The 17,111-nt window shown below is 58.8% G+C and carries 18 protein-coding genes; 9 read left to right on the plus strand and 9 right to left on the minus strand.

Going from position 1 to position 17,111, the window contains the following annotated elements:
• Positions 1–54: 54 nt before the first annotated feature.
• The 4 genes from PH562_RS28880 to PH562_RS28895 form a co-directional block, all read right to left on the minus strand.
• Positions 55–474, minus strand: a complete 420-nt coding sequence (locus PH562_RS28880) for an amidohydrolase family protein (RefSeq protein ID WP_285177216.1) — start codon at positions 472–474, stop codon at positions 55–57.
• 38 nt (positions 475–512) lie between these two features.
• Positions 513–1,202 carry a type 1 glutamine amidotransferase domain-containing protein gene (locus PH562_RS28885; protein WP_285177217.1) on the minus strand — a complete coding sequence of 230 codons (690 nt, stop codon included), beginning with the start codon at positions 1,200–1,202 and terminating at the stop codon, positions 513–515.
• A gap of 158 nt (positions 1,203–1,360) precedes the next feature.
• Positions 1,361–1,660, minus strand: a complete 300-nt coding sequence (locus tag PH562_RS28890; protein WP_285177218.1) for a YciI family protein — start codon at positions 1,658–1,660, stop codon at positions 1,361–1,363.
• Positions 1,661–1,677: 17 nt separating this feature from the next.
• Positions 1,678–2,253, minus strand: coding sequence for a flavodoxin family protein (locus PH562_RS28895; RefSeq protein ID WP_113232657.1), 576 nt, complete (start codon positions 2,251–2,253; stop codon positions 1,678–1,680).
• A gap of 199 nt (positions 2,254–2,452) precedes the next feature.
• On the opposite strand from PH562_RS28895, the gene PH562_RS28900 reads away from it, so the two are divergent.
• Positions 2,453–3,367 (plus strand): LysR family transcriptional regulator, encoded by a 915-nt coding sequence (locus PH562_RS28900; protein WP_285177219.1) that lies wholly within the window; start codon positions 2,453–2,455, stop codon positions 3,365–3,367.
• A 16-nt stretch (positions 3,368–3,383) separates the two neighbouring features.
• Here the strand turns inward: PH562_RS28900 and PH562_RS28905 are convergent, their stop codons facing one another.
• From PH562_RS28905 to PH562_RS28920, 4 genes are all read right to left on the minus strand, one after another.
• Entirely contained in the window at positions 3,384–4,277 is an 894-nt protein-coding gene (locus tag PH562_RS28905) for a LysR family transcriptional regulator (protein ID WP_285177221.1), read from the minus strand.
• A 134-nt stretch (positions 4,278–4,411) separates the two neighbouring features.
• Positions 4,412–5,206, minus strand: coding sequence for a carboxymuconolactone decarboxylase family protein (locus PH562_RS28910; protein ID WP_285177223.1), 795 nt, complete (start codon positions 5,204–5,206; stop codon positions 4,412–4,414).
• A 141-nt stretch (positions 5,207–5,347) separates the two neighbouring features.
• Positions 5,348–6,331 (minus strand): aldo/keto reductase, encoded by a 984-nt coding sequence (locus PH562_RS28915; RefSeq protein ID WP_285177224.1) that lies wholly within the window; start codon positions 6,329–6,331, stop codon positions 5,348–5,350.
• A 116-nt stretch (positions 6,332–6,447) separates the two neighbouring features.
• Entirely contained in the window at positions 6,448–6,825 is a 378-nt protein-coding gene (locus tag PH562_RS28920) for a DUF2255 family protein (protein WP_285177226.1), read from the minus strand.
• A 394-nt stretch (positions 6,826–7,219) separates the two neighbouring features.
• On the opposite strand from PH562_RS28920, the gene PH562_RS28925 reads away from it, so the two are divergent.
• On the plus strand, positions 7,220–8,356 hold the full coding sequence (locus PH562_RS28925; RefSeq protein WP_285177227.1) for an ROK family transcriptional regulator: 1,137 nt from the start codon (positions 7,220–7,222) through the stop codon (positions 8,354–8,356).
• Positions 8,357–8,371: 15 nt separating this feature from the next.
• On the opposite strand, the gene PH562_RS28930 is transcribed toward PH562_RS28925, so the two are convergent.
• Positions 8,372–9,418 (minus strand): Gfo/Idh/MocA family protein, encoded by a 1,047-nt coding sequence (locus tag PH562_RS28930; RefSeq protein ID WP_285177228.1) that lies wholly within the window; start codon positions 9,416–9,418, stop codon positions 8,372–8,374.
• A 275-nt stretch (positions 9,419–9,693) separates the two neighbouring features.
• Here PH562_RS28930 and PH562_RS28935 point away from each other — a divergent pair, with 275 nt between their 5' ends.
• The 7 genes from PH562_RS28935 to PH562_RS28965 all read left to right on the plus strand — a co-directional run bounded on the left by PH562_RS28935 (position 9,694) and on the right by PH562_RS28965 (position 16,988).
• On the plus strand, positions 9,694–10,992 hold the full coding sequence (locus PH562_RS28935) for a type 2 periplasmic-binding domain-containing protein (RefSeq protein WP_285177231.1): 1,299 nt from the start codon (positions 9,694–9,696) through the stop codon (positions 10,990–10,992).
• A 67-nt stretch (positions 10,993–11,059) separates the two neighbouring features.
• Positions 11,060–11,989, plus strand: a complete 930-nt coding sequence (locus PH562_RS28940; protein WP_113232643.1) for a carbohydrate ABC transporter permease — start codon at positions 11,060–11,062, stop codon at positions 11,987–11,989.
• The gene (locus PH562_RS28945) at positions 11,986–12,828 is read left to right on the plus strand and encodes a carbohydrate ABC transporter permease (RefSeq protein ID WP_285177234.1); all 843 of its coding nucleotides are present in this window, start codon (positions 11,986–11,988) and stop codon (positions 12,826–12,828) included. The genes PH562_RS28940 and PH562_RS28945 overlap by 4 nt, the downstream gene beginning before the upstream one ends.
• 40 nt (positions 12,829–12,868) lie before the next feature.
• Positions 12,869–14,107, plus strand: a complete 1,239-nt coding sequence (locus PH562_RS28950; protein WP_285177236.1) for an ROK family transcriptional regulator — start codon at positions 12,869–12,871, stop codon at positions 14,105–14,107.
• A 31-nt stretch (positions 14,108–14,138) separates the two neighbouring features.
• Positions 14,139–14,993: a sugar phosphate isomerase/epimerase family protein gene (locus PH562_RS28955; RefSeq protein WP_285177237.1), complete on the plus strand. Its 855-nt coding sequence runs from the start codon at positions 14,139–14,141 to the stop codon at positions 14,991–14,993.
• Between the two features lie 21 nt (positions 14,994–15,014).
• On the plus strand, positions 15,015–16,070 hold the full coding sequence (locus PH562_RS28960) for an ABC transporter ATP-binding protein (RefSeq protein WP_285177238.1): 1,056 nt from the start codon (positions 15,015–15,017) through the stop codon (positions 16,068–16,070).
• Positions 16,071–16,211: 141 nt separating this feature from the next.
• Complete coding sequence (locus PH562_RS28965; protein ID WP_285177240.1) at positions 16,212–16,988, plus strand: hypothetical protein; 777 nt, start codon at positions 16,212–16,214, stop codon at positions 16,986–16,988.
• Positions 16,989–17,111 lie beyond the last annotated feature (123 nt).

Raw genomic sequence — 17,111 nt, forward strand, 5'->3', positions numbered from 1 at the left:
TGCGACCATCAATGCTGACCTCCTCTCAGCCAGCATCTTGAATCATATTCGACATCAAAAGGGAATCCACGATTCAAACAAAATCTGAACCGCTCTAGCGGATGGCAGAGCCGCCATAGCCTGAAAACGGGACGGATTGGTAGCGACGGCCTCCGCCAGCAGGTCATTGGCACGCCGCGCGAGATCGATGCCTTGACGGCCGAGGTTATTGAGGCCGGGTGTCGTCAAGGAGAGAACCTGAACATCAACGCCCGTTTCGTCCATTAGAGGCAGCCGTTGGTCTCCGATATCGGCAAGCCGCTCGCCGATCACCCCCTGATTGAGACCGAGTGTCCCGTCACCGGCGCCGGGTATGGTGTTCCACGCATCCTTTACCTCGTGAGGAAGGATGTGTTCTTCGATCGCGATGATCTTCATCCCTGAAACCTTTATATTTTGCTTCTCGGTGATTTCAGCTTTTGCCGGTCCGTGCACGGAGGATGGCTCGCTGAAAGGGAGCCGGAGACCGTCGCTCAGCCGCTGGCGGTCAATCGCTCGACGAGAGCTTGGCCGACGCCATGCGCCGAAGCTGGATTCTGCCCAGTGATCAAACGGCCATCGGTGACGATGTTCTCCGACCAATTGGCCGCAGCCTGATGCAGGGCGCCGCGTTGCTTGAGAGTGGTCGCCAGAAGATATGGAACCACATTCGTATATTTGACCTCGGCTTCCTCCTCATCGGTAAAGGAGGCAAGCTTCTTGCCAGCCACGAGATAACTGCCGTCGGACAGTGTCGCATTCACCAGCGCGGCGGGGCCATGACAGACAGCCGAGACGATGCCGCCCGCTTCCCAGATTTCGCGGATGACCTTTTGTACTGCCTCGCTGTCGGCAAAATCCCACATCGTGCCATGCCCGCCGGCGAAGAAGACTGCCGAGTAGCGCGACGGATCGAGATCCTTCAGGATCAATGAGTTGGCCAGCGCGCTGCGGAACTCCTTATCCTTCCAATAGCGGGCATTGGCCGCATCGGACAGATCGAAGAAGTCGATCGGCGGGTGGCCGCCGCGGATCGAAGCGATTTCATAGGGAATTCCAGCTTCGCAAAAGACTTCCAGCGGATGTGTGAGTTCGACCATGGCAAACCCGGTCGGCTCGCCGCTATCGCCCCGGATCGGGTGACTGGTGACTACACACAGGATGGGCTTGATTGTATTTGCCATGGTCGGTTCCCTCGGGATTTAAGCGAGGCCATGGCGATCGCGAAGCGATAGTTCACGTCGCTCTTCAACATGGCTCACAGGCTTCATTGATCTTCTGGATGGGATGATCTCGACATCCGCGGCTCAGCCGCGCGCCAATCGCTCGAACGAAGATGAGATCAGGCGTTGCCGGGAGCGAAGAGCGATTCCCAGTTCGCAAAAGGACCGAGCGGAATCACCTCCCAACCGATCAGGCCAGCCTTGGCGAGGGGAAATTCGGCAAGCGTCGCCTTGGCGGCTTCGATGGACTCTGCTTCCGCGATGATGGCAACACCGGGACGGTCCTGCCTGAAGTAGATGTCACGGATGATACCGCCTTTGTACATCTGCCAGGCGTGACGGGCCTCATCCTGCATATGCGGCCCATATTTCTCCAGGGAGGCGCCAGGCTGTGGCACGTCAAGACAAAGCAATTTCATGATCAGGTTTCCTTGGTTTACAGTCGGGTGGGCTGGAACCGGCGGGTCGTCTCCGCCACGCGCCGGCCGAGGTATTGAGCCGTTTTCAAGTCGCTGCCGATCGGCGCGTCGTTCGGGGCCTGGTCCACGTTGGATTGGGTCATGACCCCCAGCCAGCTTCCCAGCCGGTTGAGATCGTCCACGCTGCCGGTGCTGCTGCTGTTGCCCGGCATCATATCGAGGCCGACCCAGATCATGCCGTGTTGGGCTGCGAATAGAGCAATCGATATGAGCGAGTTCAGCTTGTCGCCATGCTGGGCTCCGGAATTCGTAAAGCCGGCCGCAATCTTGTTGCGCCACTTCTGGGCCGACCACGCCGCCTTGGTCGAATCCTCGAAGAACTGCTTGAGCTTGGCGCTGATCAGGCCGTTATAGGTCGGCGATCCGAAGATGATGGCATCGCTGCGCTCGAGCGCTTCCCAGTCCATCGGCCCGTCCGCGACGGCGATCAGTTTCACCTCGGCCTCTCGCACTTCACCAATCCCGGCCGCCACAGCCTCGGCAACGCGCGCGGTGTGGCCGAAGCCACTGTCATATACGATTGAAATCAACAACTTGATCATCTTCCTGCAATGAAAATGCGCATGACGGGAAACGATTTTGGGGCGAACTGCCCCAACCGCACTGAAAAATGTCATTTGCTTGATCTCATCAATATCTTAGAATGATATTCAGTAGTGGCGATTGTTTTTCACTTCTTTACTTCCTGAAATTCCGCAATCGCGCCATAAAAGCGTCTGAAAAGGTTTCGCCATGCGCGACAGATTTGACGGGATAGAAGTTTTTGTGGAAGCGGTCGAAGCTGGAGGGTTCAAACGCGCGGCCGATCGGCTGTCCCTCACGCCCTCCGCAGTCGGCAAAGCCATTGCACGGCTGGAAGAGCGGCTGGGCGTCCGCCTGTTTCAACGAACGACGCGCACGCAATTTCTGACTGAAGACGGCCAGCAATATTACGAGCGCTGTCTGCGTGCCATCGAGGAATTGCGCACGGGCGAATCCCTCTTGGAAACGGGACGCCGCGAGGTCGTTGGCAAGCTTCGCGTGTCATTACCTGTCTTGTTTGGCCGCTACTGCGTTGCGCCCATTCTGCGTTCCTATGCTCGCCAGCATCCGAAGCTCGAACTCGAACTCAGCTTCAACGATCGTCAGGTTGATATGATCGCCGATGGTTTCGACCTTGCCGTACGCAACGGCGCGCTTGGCAATGGGACGTCGTTGCGCGCTCGGCGGCTCGTCGGCCAGCGCAAGGCGCTGTGTGCGTCTCCCGCATATCTTGCAGAACGCGGACAGCCGCATTCCCTTGCCGAGTTGAGGGATCACGACATGCTCGTCTATTGGCGCAACGATTATGCGTTACCTTGGCGGCTTCCGGACGTATCGGGGGACCTCGTTGATGTGCCCGTCAGTTCCAGACTCCGTTTCGATGATCTTGAAGCCATCACGGATGCTGCGGTCGAAGGCATGGGACTTACGTGGCAGCCCCACTGGCTCATCAGCGATCACATACGCGCTGGCAGACTGGTTGAACTTTGGACGGACAGACCAAGTGCGACGATCGAAGCCTATGCCGTCTGGCCGGCTGCACAGCATCTGCCGTTACGGTCCAGGCTCGCGATCGACGCTCTTGCCAGCGAATTGCCGAAACTTTTTGGCCAGGAGGCCGTTTAATTCGCCCAGTGTCCAATCATGTTGAATGACGCAATGCGTTCACAAGAAGGGAAAAGGCTGGAGAGGATTGACGGCGGCTGGGATAGTACAGGTGAAAACCCTCCCAATAGGGTGAATAATCCTCAAGAAACCGGTGCAGCCGCCCGGTTTCGAGATGGGGCTTGGCGATATCTTCGGGGACATAGGCAAAACCGAAGCCGTCGAGCGCCGCCTCGAGAACATTATAGATGGTGTTGAAGACGAGCTGTCCGTCCACCCTGACCTTCACTTCGCGTCCTTGCTCCTCGAATTCCCAGGCGTAGAGACCACCATATGTCGGAAGTCGAAGATTGATACAGCGATGCTGGGTCAACTCTTTTGGATGCCCCGGGATATCCCGAGAGGCAAAATAGGACTCCGCGGCGACCACCGCGAAGCGCACATCCGGACCGATCCGAACGGAGATCATGTCCTTGGCGATCTGTTCGCCAAAACGTACGCCTGCGTCGTAACGATCGCTGACGATGTCCTGCAAGCCGTAATTTACATCCAGCTCAAGCCTGATGTCCGGATACTGGTGAAGAAAGCTTCGAAGCTTCGGCCAAATGTAATGCTGGATCTGGTAATCGCCTGCCGTCAAACGGATAGTGCCGGCAGGTTTTTCGCGCAGTGCGTTGAGGCCATCGATCGCCGTTCCGATTTCATCAAAAAGTGGACCAATGCTGGTAAGCATCCGCTCGCCGGCCTCGGTTGGCGAGACGCTGCGCGTCGTTCTCGTCAGCAGCCGCACGCCAAGCCGCTCCTCGAGCTGGCGGATCGTGTGGCTGAGCGCCGACTGTGAAACTCCGAGCTTAGCGGCGGCTTTCGTGAAACTGCGTTCTCTCGCGACCAGCAGGAACACCATCAGGTCGTTGATGTTCTGTCGCTCCACTCATGATTCCTTCTCATGACCATATGTTCATTTATAAAGCACATAATCATGAAATAGTAGCGGCTTCGGTTGGAGCAGTGATTATGCCGATCAGCGTCGCCATTCCTTCACGCTCTCGGCGACCAATTTGGCGTTCATTTCGGTCGGTTGCGCAATACCTCACCGACAACGGTCGAAGCGGAGAACGCGTTCGGCCATCCTGCATAGAAGGCCGTTTGGGCCACGACTTCTCCGGCTTCTTCGGCGGTGAGGCCATTATCCATCGCCCGGTTGAGGTGATAGGTGATCTGGGCACTCTGGCCCGAGGCGATCAGCGAGCTTACGGTCACAAGGCTCCGGTCCCGTGGCGCAAGACCCGGCCGCTGCCAGAGATCGAGAAAGAGCGGTTCGGCGGTAAAGAGCACCAAGCCCGGCGAAATCTGTCCCACATTTTTCTCAACGGCCGCTGCGCGCTGCTGCTCGGCTTCCTCATTCAAAGGCAGCAATTGTGGAGAAGCCGCGGGAAGCTCAGTGGCCGCAATGTTGCGTTCGGCAAACACATCCTTCGTCACGGCGATGGCAGACATGGCATTCGGCCATCCTGAATAGAAGGCAAGATGAGTTATGATCTCCGAGACTTCACTCGGAGTGACGCCGCTATCGAGAGCGACATTTACATAATGCCTCAGATCGAAGCCCTGGTTTCGGGCGATCAGGACCGACAGCGTGACAATGCTGCGATCACGTCGCGAGAGCTGTGGCCGCTGCCACAGATTTCCAACCACATCTTCTTCGGTGTACCGGCCGAGAGCGGGCGATACCGAACGGATGTCGCCGGTCGTCAATGACGAGGCACGTTCTGGCATAGCTCCGCCGCCCATTCCTTCCTGAGCAAAGACAGGCTCGCCCATCGTGAGCGAGATCGCCGTGGCCGCCAAGATCCGTTTCATTGACATTCCCTTCGATTTGACTGTTGTCGAGCATCCATCCCGTCAGACGCCTCGCATGCACGAGGATGGACGTGACTTTGCCGATCAGCTGAGAGTTAGTGTATGCCCGCCGAAGCGGCCTGGGCCTGGCATCGACGATACTCAGAGCCCAGAACGGCGCAGTATGGCCTCTGGATAGCGGGCGCCCTGGATCACGATATTAGCCTGTTCGATTTCGTCGAGATCGGACTGATCCAGAGCAATATCCAATGCGCCGATGTTCTCCTCGAACCGCTCGAGCTTGCGCGTGCCGAACAGAGGAACAATCCAGGGCTTCCGGGCCAAGAGCCAGGCTAGCGCTACCTGCGCCGGTGTCGCGCCATGCTTCTCGCCGATCTTGAGGATCAGGTCGACCAGCTTTTGGTTGGCAATGCGGGCTTCCTCCGAGAAGCGAGGAGTTTCGGCCCGGATATCGGAACTGTCGAACTTGGTATTGACGTCGATCGTGCCGGTCAGAAATCCTTTTCCCAGCGGGCTGTAGGGAACGAGCCCGATACCGAGCGCCTCGATGGTCGGAATGATTTCGGCCTCAGGTTCGCGAGTCCAGAGGGAATATTCGCTCTGCAATGCCGCAACCGGCTGCACGGCATGTGCCCGCCGAATGGACTGAGCGCCGGCTTCTGACAAGCCGAACCACAATACTTTTCCTTCCGCGATCAGATCCTTCACCGTCCCCGCGACATCTTCTATCGGCACTTCGGGATCGACCCTGTGCTGGTAATAGAGATCGATATGGTCGGTGCGCAGACGCTTCAGGCTGCCTTCGACAGAGCGGCGAATCTGCGCCGGCTTGCTGTTGACCCCACCACGATGCCGGCCTGTTTCCTGATCGATGTCCCAGCCAAATTTCGTGGCGATCTTGACCTTGTCGCGGACGGGGGCGAGCGCCTCTCCCACCATTTCCTCATTCGTCCACGGGCCATAAACTTCGGCGGTATCGAAAAAATCCATGCCGCGTTCGACCGCAGTGCGAAGAAGGGCGACCATTTCCGCCCGGTCAGGAAGCTCGCGCGCCTTACCGTAGCCCATAGCGCCGAGCGACAAGGCGGAAACCTCCAGACCCTGGCCCAGTTTACGCTTGATCATATTGCTCTCCTTCTTCGAGTTGCTGTCGAATGGCCGACGTCACTGCGATGCGGCAGGCGCGTTCCATTCCTCAGACGATTGCGTAGCGCGAAGATCATCCCGATCCGGCGTCGTCCTCAGAAATTCTCGCGCAGAACGATCTTCACGGTAGCAACACGCGCTTGAGCGCTGATCATCGGAGCTAGGTATTGGCTCTTGCCGTATTTAGCGCGATAGGCATCGTCGATGCGGTCGTTGATCGACCCTTCAACCGGTTCGAAAGCGACCTCTCGTGTCACGCCTGCCGCGATGATCCGGCCGGCCTTCTGACGGACTGCCGCCTGATACCAGCGAGACCTCCGACCATGGTAGCCGCGCACGTAGAGACTGCCATCGACGACGACCTCCCAGATCCAGGTCGGGGTGCCGTAGGTGATACCATCCTCGCGAAATGGCGCAATCTTCAGATCGTCTGCCTCGTCGATCTTCGAAAGCTCATCCTGTGACCAGTTCATAGTCATCCTTCATCGCTTGCCAGAGGCATCGAATATAGTGTGATGGCCATGCCTCGATTAGGCGCGGCAATTTGCATGAACTTATGAATGACACTAATCAATGAGGAGTTCCGGCGACCGGCGTTTCGTTCCCATCGCAATCCAAAGACGACCGACACGCCTCTTCGGTTGCCTGCCGCGAAAATATCAGTCGAGGCACACGGCAAGTCGATTCAACCAGCAAAGATCAGCATTCAGAGTGGCCATGAGAATGGTGCCGAAAACTGTCATCAGCATATGGAGACGTAGAGCCACGTCTTGTTCCGCGCATTATTTTTTCCGGCGATGCTGATAGTTAGGGGCATCATCATTTGTCCATGATACACAAGCGTCAAGGTGCGCAAGGAAATAGATCATGCGGTATCTTCGATCCGGGCCACGGTGGCGCCCGCCGGAGGAGACGGATGTTACGCGGGGCAAGACACTCGGTCTGCGGTCGGGAGAAATCGCCGACAGAAACATTCGCGTCATCCTGGAGGCGATCCGCCGACACGGGCCTTTGACCCGCATGGAGCTCGGAAAGCATTCTGGACTGACCGGGCCGGGAATTACAAATATTCTGCGCCGGCTTGGCGATGAAGGGCTGGTAACATCGCATCGGCGCAATGGCGCCGGCGGCGGTGCGACCTCAACTGAATTTGCCCTGCGGCCAGAAGGAGCCTTCTCGATCGGCATTCGTGCGCGTCAAAATCGCGGCGAAGCGGTTCTCGTCGATCTCAGCGGCCAGGTTCACGACCGCATTTATTTTCCCCTCACCCGGACAACGCGGGTCGCATCGATCCTTTCGGCGATCGAGGACATGATTGGTCGCCATGCCGACTTGCCGATCATCGGCCTGGGCGTTGGCTCGAATGACTGGAGCCCGGAAGAAAGCGATCAACTGGATGCCGCATCGAAACTCCCGCGCACCTATGTCGAGAACGAATGCACGGCAAGCCTGCTCGCCGAGCGCACGATCGGCACACCGGCGCCGAGAGGCGGACTCGCGATGATCATCATCGACGAGGATGTCCAGGCCGGATTTCTCGTTCGTGGCGTTCCCTATTCGGGCGTTCATGGACGCGCGGGCAATATCGGCGAGATGCGCACCGGTCCCGACAATATCCGCTTGAACACGGTCGCCGGCTTCGATGCGCTGCGCAGATTGGTAAGCGACGACGAATTCCGGCGCCTTCTGGCGGGCGAGGAGCCATCTTCCCCGCTGATAGCGCAGTGGATACGCGAGGCCGCAAGCCATCTGCTCGACCCGATCATCGCGATTGCCGGCTTCATCGCGCCGAGCGTGATCATGATCGGCGGCGACCTGCCGCGCGGCGTCATCGAGACGCTGATCCATCAGCTTTCCGTCGAGCGCCGCGACACGTCGAAACGGCCTTTCCTGACGCCCTGGATTTCGCCGATGAAGCCGGCAAGCTTCAGCGGCGGCGGCGTGGCGCTGGGAGCGGCACTTCTGCCTTTCCTCAACACTCTTCTGCCGCCGGTCTCCGGCTGAATCTCGCTTCTGGAGTCAGGCAAGCGCCTCGTCTTTATGGCTGATGTCCGAGGCGAGTGCCTTGTCCAGGACCTTCTGTATGTTTGCCGCGCGGCGGAAGGAGGGTTCCTGGGTCTTGCCCATCCTGACGGCCTGAACGAAGCGTTGGTAGTTCGTCTCAACGTCATCGAAGGGGATATCACGCCAGGTCGCCGTGTGAACATCTTCGCCGAGACACGCGCGGAGCGTCGATTTTCCTGTGTCGTAGATGATCTCGATCGAGCCCGTCTCGCCGTAAACCCTCAAGCGCAGCTGGTCCATCTGCCCCGCGGCGGTGCGCGTCGCCTGGATCGTGCCGATCGCTCCCGTCGTGAAGTCGACATTCATTGTGAAGCTGTCATTCGCATCGAGATCGTATTCGCCGATCCTGTCGCCCGGCGCCTTGCTGAAGGTCTTCAGCCGCGCGAAAACATGAGCAACATCAAGTCCGGAACCATAGGACGCAAAGTCGACGATATGGATACCGATGTCGCCGAGCGCGCCGTTCGAACCGTGCTTCCTGCTGAGGCGCCACAGCCATTTGCTCTCCGACTTCCAATCTCCCCAATGCCGGCCAACAAGCCAACTCTGCAGATGAGAGGCTTCGACATGCCTCACCGCGCCGATTTCGCCGGCGAGCACCATCTGCCGGCCCTTCTGCAAGGCAGGCGAATTGCGGTAGGTGAAATTCACCATGCCGACCTTGCCTGCTTTTTCGATAGCCTCGGTCATTTCCATCGCCTTGGCCGCATCTGTCGCAAGCGGCTTTTCGCAGAAGACATGCTTGCCGGCCGCAATCGCCTGCAGCGTCGTCGGGTGGTGAACAGCGTCGGGCGTCACGTTGGCAACAGCGTCAAACTCGCCCCAGGCCAAGGCCTCTTCCAGCGAGGCAAAACGATTGGGAATACCGTGTTCCGAGCAAAAAGCGGCGAGCCGCTCGGGCACGACATCGACGCCCCCCACCACGCTGACGCCTTCGATCTCCTTGAAACTTGCCGCATGCTTGTTGGCCATTCCACCCGTGCCGAGAATGAGTAGGCGCATCTGATCCTCCATAGATGTCAGGTTTGGCTATTTTCACAGCCGAGGCAAAAGCCTCGCTACCCACCGCGATATCCACGATGGCTCGACTGTTCCGTGATCGTGAAATGGGGCTTGAGGCCGCTAGCTGCTGTCGAATGTCACCAGCATCTCAATCCTCCCGAGCTGCGACTTGACATCAAACCAAAGTAACTTAATCTAATTAGTGCAGCATGGAAATGAGGAGAGGTCAACTGGCCACCATGCTGTATCCGTTTAAAATGGGGAGGAGACCCATCATGAAGAGAGCGTTCGTCGGCGCGCTAGCGCTGAGCACAATGTTGTTTTCAGTGCCTGCCGCATTTGCCCAAGAATTGGCGACAAAGGACAGGATCGGCCTCGCCGACGCGCCGAAAACACTCACTGTCCGGCTCACGAACGATAGTCAGAACAATGCCGATCCGGCCATCGCCCAGGGCTATCAGAAGCTCTTCGTCGATTTCATCAAGAAGCATCCCGACTGGAAGCTGCAGATGCAGTTCATGTCGGCTGATATCGGCACAGAACAGGCAAAAATGCTCGAACAGGCAAAGGCCGGCAATGCTCCGGATTGCGCCGCCGTCGACTCCTTCGTCCTCTCGCAGTTCATGGTCAATCATGTGCTCGCCGACTTCACGCCTTATTTTTCGAAGGATGAAGTCGCCGATCTCTTCCCCTTCATCCGCAACGGTATCACCGACAAGGACCAGACGATCCGCGCCTGGTGGTGGGACACTGATCTCCGTGTGCTCTATCGCAACAAGTCCATCGTTCCCGATGCACCGCAGACCTGGGACGACCTGAAGAAGGCCGGCCTCGCCTCCGTCAAGGAAGGTATGGAGGGCATCCTCTTCAATGCCGCCCGCTACGAAGGGTCGACCTTCGACTGGCTTGCCAACTATTGGGCGCTCGGCGGCAAGCTCGTCGACGATAGCGGCAAGCCTGTTTTCGGCGAAGGCGAAAACAAGGAGAAGTTCCTCAAGGCGCTGACCTACTACAAGGATCTCGTCGATTCCGGTGCCGCACCCAAGCGCGTAACGACGATTGGCAACTATGACGACCTGAACGCCGCGGCGGCTGCCGGAACCACGGCGCTCTTCATCGGCGGCAACTGGCAGCTCGCCCAGTTAAAGGCAACGCTGGACCCGGACGAATTCGCCAACTGGACCTTCTCGCCGATTCCCGGCCCAACGGCCGATCAGCGCTCGACCGGCACGGGCGGCTGGACGATCGCCTCCTTCAGCAAGGACAAGGATAAGGTCGAGATGTGCGCCAATCTTGCCCGCGACATCTATATGGGGCCGGGCAATGCTTTGCAGCAGCAATTGCCGACACGCAAATCGCTATTCGACAAATATGAGGTCTTCGCGACCGAAGCCAACAAGACCTTTGCCGAAGCTCTCGCCAACGGCCAGGCCCGCCCGGGCGCGCCGATCTATCCGGAAATCTCCAACCAGATCCAGATCATGATGGGCGACGTCCTCTCGGGAACCAAGCAGCCGGAAGAAGCCCTAAACGCGGCATTCAAGGCGACGATGGAGGCTTACAAGCGTCTCTAACGATTGTGATCGCGGCAGCGCCCTTGCGGGCGTTGCCGACAGTGTCTAACCCGGACAGAGAAGCCCAATGACCCCAATCGCCATCGAGGCTGCCACCCGGCCGCACAGCAGATCGTTCATGCGCCGCTTCGCCGGAGCGCCGCTTCCCTGGATCATGCCCGTGATCATCGTCATCGGAATCTTCTATCTCTATCCGGTGATCGACGTGTTCCGCCTGTCCTTCACCAACGCCACGTTGATCGGCGACAATCAGGATTATACGCTCGCTTCCATTGCGAACATGCTGAGTTCGCCGCAGCTTCCCGACATTCTCTGGGCAACCCTCGTCTTCGTCGGCGGTAGCGTCGTCGGCCAGCAGATTCTTGGCCTTGCCGTTGCCGTCGTCGTCATTCGCGGAGAAAAGCGCGGCCTGTTCGGCACAACGATTCTCAGAACCACGGCGCTCATCGCCTGGGTCGTGCCCGGCATTGCCGGCGGCATCATCTGGCAGATGCTGTTTTCGGAAGCACCCTATGGTGCGCTGAACAGCATTCTGCGGCTCATGCACCTGCCGACGGTCGCCTGGCTTTCCGATCCTGCGATCGCACCTTGGTCGGCGCTGATTTCGAACATCTGGCGCGGAACGGCATTCTCGATGGTCGTCATGTATGCCGCATTGAAAGCCATAGATCCCTCGCTCTACGAAGCGGCGGAAGTGGATGGTGCGACGGGCTCGCAGCAGTTCTTCTTCATCACCATTCCGCAGCTGCGCGCCGCCATTCTCGTCAACATGATCCTTATCACCATCATGACGCTCAACACTTTCGACGCGATCATAACGCTGACCGGCGGCGGGCCCGGCCGCGCTACCGAAGTCATATCGCTCTATGTCTTCAACATCGTCTTCCGCAACTACGATCTGTCCGGCGGCAGTGTGCTCTCGGTGCTGATGCTCATCATCAGCCTCGGACTGGCCGTCGTCTACGCATCATTCCTGCCGAAGGAGGATGAACGATGAGCAGGCGCACCGGCACGCGCTTCGGTGATTTCCTGAGCTATCTCTTCATGCTGGCGATGTTCGTCTTCTTTGCCGGCCCCCTCACCTACCTGCTGTCGATGGCGCTACGCGATAAACGGGAGATCTATCGCGGCGTGGCGCGCTATATCCCGCACAATCCCACCATCGACAATTTCATCACCGTGCTCAACAACAGCTACTTCCCGCTCTATCTCTGGAACGGCCTGAAGCTTGCGGCTCTGAGCGGCTTCGGCGTTTTGATCGTTGCCATGCCCGCGGCCTACGCCTTCTCGCGCTTCCAGTTCCGGGGCAAGGGCCTGTCGATGATGGGGCTTCTGCTCTTTCAGATGATCTCGCCGCTGGTCATCATGGTGCCGCTCTACCGCTACATGAACCGCCTCGGCCTGCTCGATACGCATTTCGCCGTGACGATGGTCTATATCGCGCTCGGCGTGCCGCTTGCGACGTGGCTCCTGAAGAGCACGGTCGACGGAATTCCCCGCAGCCTGGACGAAGCCGCGATGATCGACGGATGCAACCGTTTCTCCGTCTTCTGGCGGATCGTGCTGCCCCTGTCGGCACCGGGCATCGCCTCCGTCTTCATCATCACCGTGATTGCCGGCTGGTCGCAATTCCTCGTGCCTTTTCTGCTGCTCACGCAAAACAATTTGATGCCGATCGGTGTCGGGATCTTTAACTTCCGTGGCATGCAAACCGACTCGTCCATCCAGCTGCTGGCGGCCGCCTGCCTCATCTCCGTCGTACCGGCGATCATGGCGTTCCTGTCGCTGCAGCGGCTGATCCTTGGCTCCATGACCAGTGGCTCGGTAAAGGGATGAGGCCGGTTTGCGCGTGCCAGACTGATAAAGGATCCCGACGATGAACCAAACGACCGGTGTCAAACTGTCTCCCGACCTGACCGGAGCCAATGTCGAGGACGCGGGCGAACATAATCGAGCCGTCGTTTTGCGCTGCATCCACCGGCAGGCACCGATTTCGCGTGCGGAAATCGCCCGGCAGACCGGCTTCACCAAGCCGGCGATCGCCCGCATCGTCGATCGCCTGCTGGACGAAGGGCTGATCATCGAAGCCCGCCGGCGCCACGGTCTGAGGGGGCAGCCGGCGATTGAGCTTGAGATCAACCCCGACGCCTTCTTTGCGATCGGCATCAATATCGATCGCGATCATCTGACGATCCTTGCAGCCGATGCTGTCGGCAACGTGCGCGCCCGCGTCCATCATGAGAAGCGCTACATCCTGCCCGGCGAATTCATGCAGCTGACCGCTGATGCGATATCGCACTTCCAGCGAAGCCGTCTGATCGACGACGCGCATCTCGCCGGTATCGGACTTGCGATGCCGGACTGGCTCGGCGAGATCGCCTTCCTGGGCAAGCCCGACGATTACGGAGAGTGGATGGATTTCGATGTGCGGGCCGCATTGGAAAACCTGACACAGCATCCCGTCTTCATCGAGAACGAAACCAATGCGGCAGCACTTGCCGAACTCGACTACGGGCTTGGCGCCGAAAGCCGCAGCTTCTTCTATATTTCGGTCAATGCCTGCCCCGGTGGCGGGCTTGTGCTCGACGGCGCCGGCCATCGCGGCGCCATGGGCCTAAGCGGAGAGATCGGCTGGCTGCCAATCGTCGATCCCCGCCCTAGGGGAGGCCAGAAAGTCGAGCTTCTCGGCGAAATATTCTCGCTCTTCTTCCTCTACAAGTTCCTGGGCGAACATGGCATCGAGGCAAGCGTGCCCTCGGACCTCCTCACGCTGGATGCCCGCGGCAGGAAACTGGTCTCGCAATGGCTGAAGACGATGAGCGCGCATCTGGCCGTTGCGGTCAAGCACATCGGCATGATCGTCGATCCCGACGCCATTATCCTAGGCGGTCGCCTGCCAATCCGCATGATCGATGAGCTGCTGCGCTATGTCCACGACCACCTTGATATGGAGGATGCAACACTGCCATCGATCCACCGTGCCTCGCTCGGCGAGGACGCCTGTGCGATCGGCGCTGCAGCAATGCCGATGGCGGCAGCCCTCATGCTCGCCTCGGCCGACGAGGTCCAGCGCACGCGTTCACCACTCAAATTCATGGACCGCCTGAACAACTGAGCCGGCTGTCGCGGCCGCAGGGAGGATTTTGATGAGGATCGGTTTTTATACGTCGACATTCAATGACAGGCCATTCGAGGAGGTGGTGGATTTCGCCGCCTCAGCCGGATTCGATGCGATCGAAATCGATGTCCGCGGCCATATCAAGACGCCGGACAAGGTGCGAGCGGCGGTCGCCCTTGCCCGCGACCGAAACCTCTTCGTCTCCTCGATTGCCTTTTTCGGCAATCAGCTCGATGCCGATCGCGCCAAACGCGGCGAGCTTCGAGCCATCACTGAGGAATTCGCCGACGCGATCGGCGAAGCCGACGTGCCGATCTTCATAATCTTTCCCGGCCGCGACGACAGCGCCGACGAGGAGACCAACTATGGCGATTTCGCCGACTTCGCCAACCGGCTGATCGCCAGGACGACGTCGAGCGGGCTGATCTTCGCGATCGAGAACTGGCCCGGCCCCAGGGACAATTTCATCGGCACCACGCCGAAAGGCTGGCAAGAGCTCTTCAAACGAATTCCCGACAGACGTTTTGGCCTCGAATTCGATCCCTCCCATCTCATCCGGATCGGTATCGATCCCTATGCCGCCATGGATGCGGTCAAGGATCGCATCGCCATCCTTCATGCCAAGGATACCGCGATCGACGCGGCCGTTCAGCAGGCCGTCGGCTATCATGGCAAGGGGTGGTGGCAATACAAGTTGCCGGGCCATGGACTTCTCGATTGGCCGCGTTTCCTGCGTCAGGCGCGCACCAACGGCTTTGACGGCACGCTGTCGATCGAGCACGAGGATGCAGCTTTCGGTTGGCCAGGCAAGGATCTTGCTCAACGGAAGGAAGGCGAGCGCCTCGGCCTTGCCTATCTCCGAAAGGTCTTGAACGGGCTTTGAAGCTATCCGGAGGGACGGAAGATGGCACATGTCAGAGTGAACAACGCGCGCAAGGATTATGGCGCGTTCAAAGCGATCAAGGGCGTGTCGGTGGATATCCGCGACGGCGAGTTCGTCGTGCTCGTCGGCCCCTCGGGCTGCGGAAAATCCACGCTGCTCAGAATGATCGCCGGCCTGGAGGGGATCACCTCGGGCGATATCCAGATCGGCAAGCATATCGTCAACGATCTCGCGCCGAAGGATCGCGATATCGCGATGGTCTTCCAGAATTATGCCCTCTATCCTCATATGACTGTCGCCAAGAACATGGGCTTCTCCCTGCGGCTGAAGCGGATGCCGAAGGCGGAAATCGATCAGCGCGTCGGTAATGCCGCAAAGATCCTAGGACTCGAAAACCTTCTCGAGCGCTATCCGAAGCAGCTCTCCGGCGGCCAGAGGCAGCGCGTTGCCATGGGCCGCGCGATCGTGCGCGACCCCGCCGTCTTCCTCTTCGACGAACCCCTGTCGAACCTCGATGCGAAACTTCGCGTCCAGATGCGATCCGAGATCAAGGAGATGCACCAGCGGCTGCAGACCACAACCATATACGTCACGCATGATCAGATCGAAGCAATGACGATGGCCGACAAGATCGTTGTCATGAAGGACGGCCTGATCGAGCAATCCGGATCGCCGCTCGAGCTCTATGACCGCCCGGTCAATCTCTTCGTCGCGGGTTTCATCGGCTCTCCCGCGATGAATTTCATCAAGGGCAGCATGACCAACGCCGGTTTCCGCACCACCGACGGACTTATCCTGCCGAGCGAACAGTATCCGCCGACTGCCGTGACCTATGGCATTCGCCCCGAGGATATCAAGCTGGTGGCCGACGGCATCGAGGTGGAAACCGTCGTCGTCGAACCGACGGGATCCGAAACGATGGTGATTGCCCGCCTCGGCACGCAGACGATCACCTGCGTGTTCCGCGAGCGGATCAGGGCCGCACCCGGCGATACGTTGCGTATCGCTCCGGCTCATAACGCCGTCCATCTCTTCGACGAAAATGGGCAGCGTATCGCTGATGGAGGGACCCGGTAGCCGAATAGGAAGACAGCTTTAACTACGGCTAGAAAGCGCCGAACGCGTGATCGGCGTCTGGTTGTCATGGATCACGGTCGCGCTACTTACACGAACATGTGTCAAGGCGATCAACATCACTGAAATAGCCAGGGTGATTTTTTGAAATACGCGTTCCCAACACTTCTCGCCACCATCTGGTTCGGCCTTTTGTCATCAACGGCTTCTGCAAACATGTCGCCGTCAAACCAAAGTGAGGCGGCGGCTTCGTATCAAGCGCTTGATGCGCTGGCGCGCCAGACCCGCGCGCAAGGTGATTTGCCACGCTGGTCAATACCGGATCACGCCAGGGTCCTCGAACGCTTTTGGAACGTGAAGACCACGCTGGGTGCCCCGCCTTACAGATCGTCTGATGTTCCGGCACTTTTGCCGATCGCTGATCGCGCGGGCGCGCTCTACAAGACCTACTTGCTGTTTACATCTCAGCCTGGAGCTTTGCCCGATACGGCCGCCAATACGGCCAAGTATCAGGACGAGGTCTCTCGGGCCGCCGCCTATCTGTTAAAGGTTCAAGCAGCCGAGCTCGAGGCAATTGCCGACTTTGTCAGCACGCTTCCCGCCGGCGAAATGACCGCGCCACGTCGGACGGGATTACAGCAAGTACGCCTCGGCATAAATGAAATGATCACGAGCATGATCCTGATGGTACGCTCGCCGGGTCTGAACCCTGCCAATAGGGACATCCTGCTGAGTGCCCTTGCAGACGACGCCGCAGTCATCGCCACCTCAACCCCTCGCGCCGACAGGGCGGCACTGGTCGCTCAAACCGAGGCAATCCTGCCGGCTTTAGCCGGCGCTGAACACGAGAAAGCGCTCACGTTCAAATCGGCCTTCGAAAATGGCGAGTGTGGGGTGCTTTGCACTCTCGAAACAAAGTAGCCATCAAAACTGAATGAGCTGAAGGCAATGGCGATCTCCGATGCTCTCGACGTAAGCTCGTTCCTAGGGCATTCCCCATGCTGCGGCAGGCCCAGCCTTGACGCTGGGCCTACATGCATGCTG

The sequence above is a fragment of the Rhizobium centroccidentale genome (assembly GCF_030182565.1).
GTDB lineage: Bacteria > Pseudomonadota > Alphaproteobacteria > Rhizobiales > Rhizobiaceae > Rhizobium.

What these genes read in the sequence shown, in the direction of transcription:
- PH562_RS28950 (WP_285177236.1), top strand. Translation starts at nt 12,869, where the DNA reads ATGAACCAAACGACCGGTGTCAAACTGTCTCCCGACCTGACCGGAGCC.
- PH562_RS28890 (WP_285177218.1), bottom strand. Translation starts at nt 1,660, where the DNA reads ATGAAATTGCTTTGTCTTGACGTGCCACAGCCTGGCGCCTCCCTGGAG.
- PH562_RS28900 (WP_285177219.1), top strand. Translation starts at nt 2,453, where the DNA reads ATGCGCGACAGATTTGACGGGATAGAAGTTTTTGTGGAAGCGGTCGAA.
- PH562_RS28960 (WP_285177238.1), top strand. Translation starts at nt 15,015, where the DNA reads ATGGCACATGTCAGAGTGAACAACGCGCGCAAGGATTATGGCGCGTTC.
- PH562_RS28925 (WP_285177227.1), top strand. Translation starts at nt 7,220, where the DNA reads ATGCGGTATCTTCGATCCGGGCCACGGTGGCGCCCGCCGGAGGAGACG.
- PH562_RS28940 (WP_113232643.1), top strand. Translation starts at nt 11,060, where the DNA reads ATGACCCCAATCGCCATCGAGGCTGCCACCCGGCCGCACAGCAGATCG.
- PH562_RS28935 (WP_285177231.1), top strand. Translation starts at nt 9,694, where the DNA reads ATGAAGAGAGCGTTCGTCGGCGCGCTAGCGCTGAGCACAATGTTGTTT.
- PH562_RS28930 (WP_285177228.1), bottom strand. Translation starts at nt 9,418, where the DNA reads ATGCGCCTACTCATTCTCGGCACGGGTGGAATGGCCAACAAGCATGCG.
- PH562_RS28945 (WP_285177234.1), top strand. Translation starts at nt 11,986, where the DNA reads ATGAGCAGGCGCACCGGCACGCGCTTCGGTGATTTCCTGAGCTATCTC.
- PH562_RS28955 (WP_285177237.1), top strand. Translation starts at nt 14,139, where the DNA reads ATGAGGATCGGTTTTTATACGTCGACATTCAATGACAGGCCATTCGAG.
- PH562_RS28885 (WP_285177217.1), bottom strand. Translation starts at nt 1,202, where the DNA reads ATGGCAAATACAATCAAGCCCATCCTGTGTGTAGTCACCAGTCACCCG.
- PH562_RS28915 (WP_285177224.1), bottom strand. Translation starts at nt 6,331, where the DNA reads ATGATCAAGCGTAAACTGGGCCAGGGTCTGGAGGTTTCCGCCTTGTCG.
- PH562_RS28920 (WP_285177226.1), bottom strand. Translation starts at nt 6,825, where the DNA reads ATGAACTGGTCACAGGATGAGCTTTCGAAGATCGACGAGGCAGACGAT.
- PH562_RS28910 (WP_285177223.1), bottom strand. Translation starts at nt 5,206, where the DNA reads ATGAAACGGATCTTGGCGGCCACGGCGATCTCGCTCACGATGGGCGAG.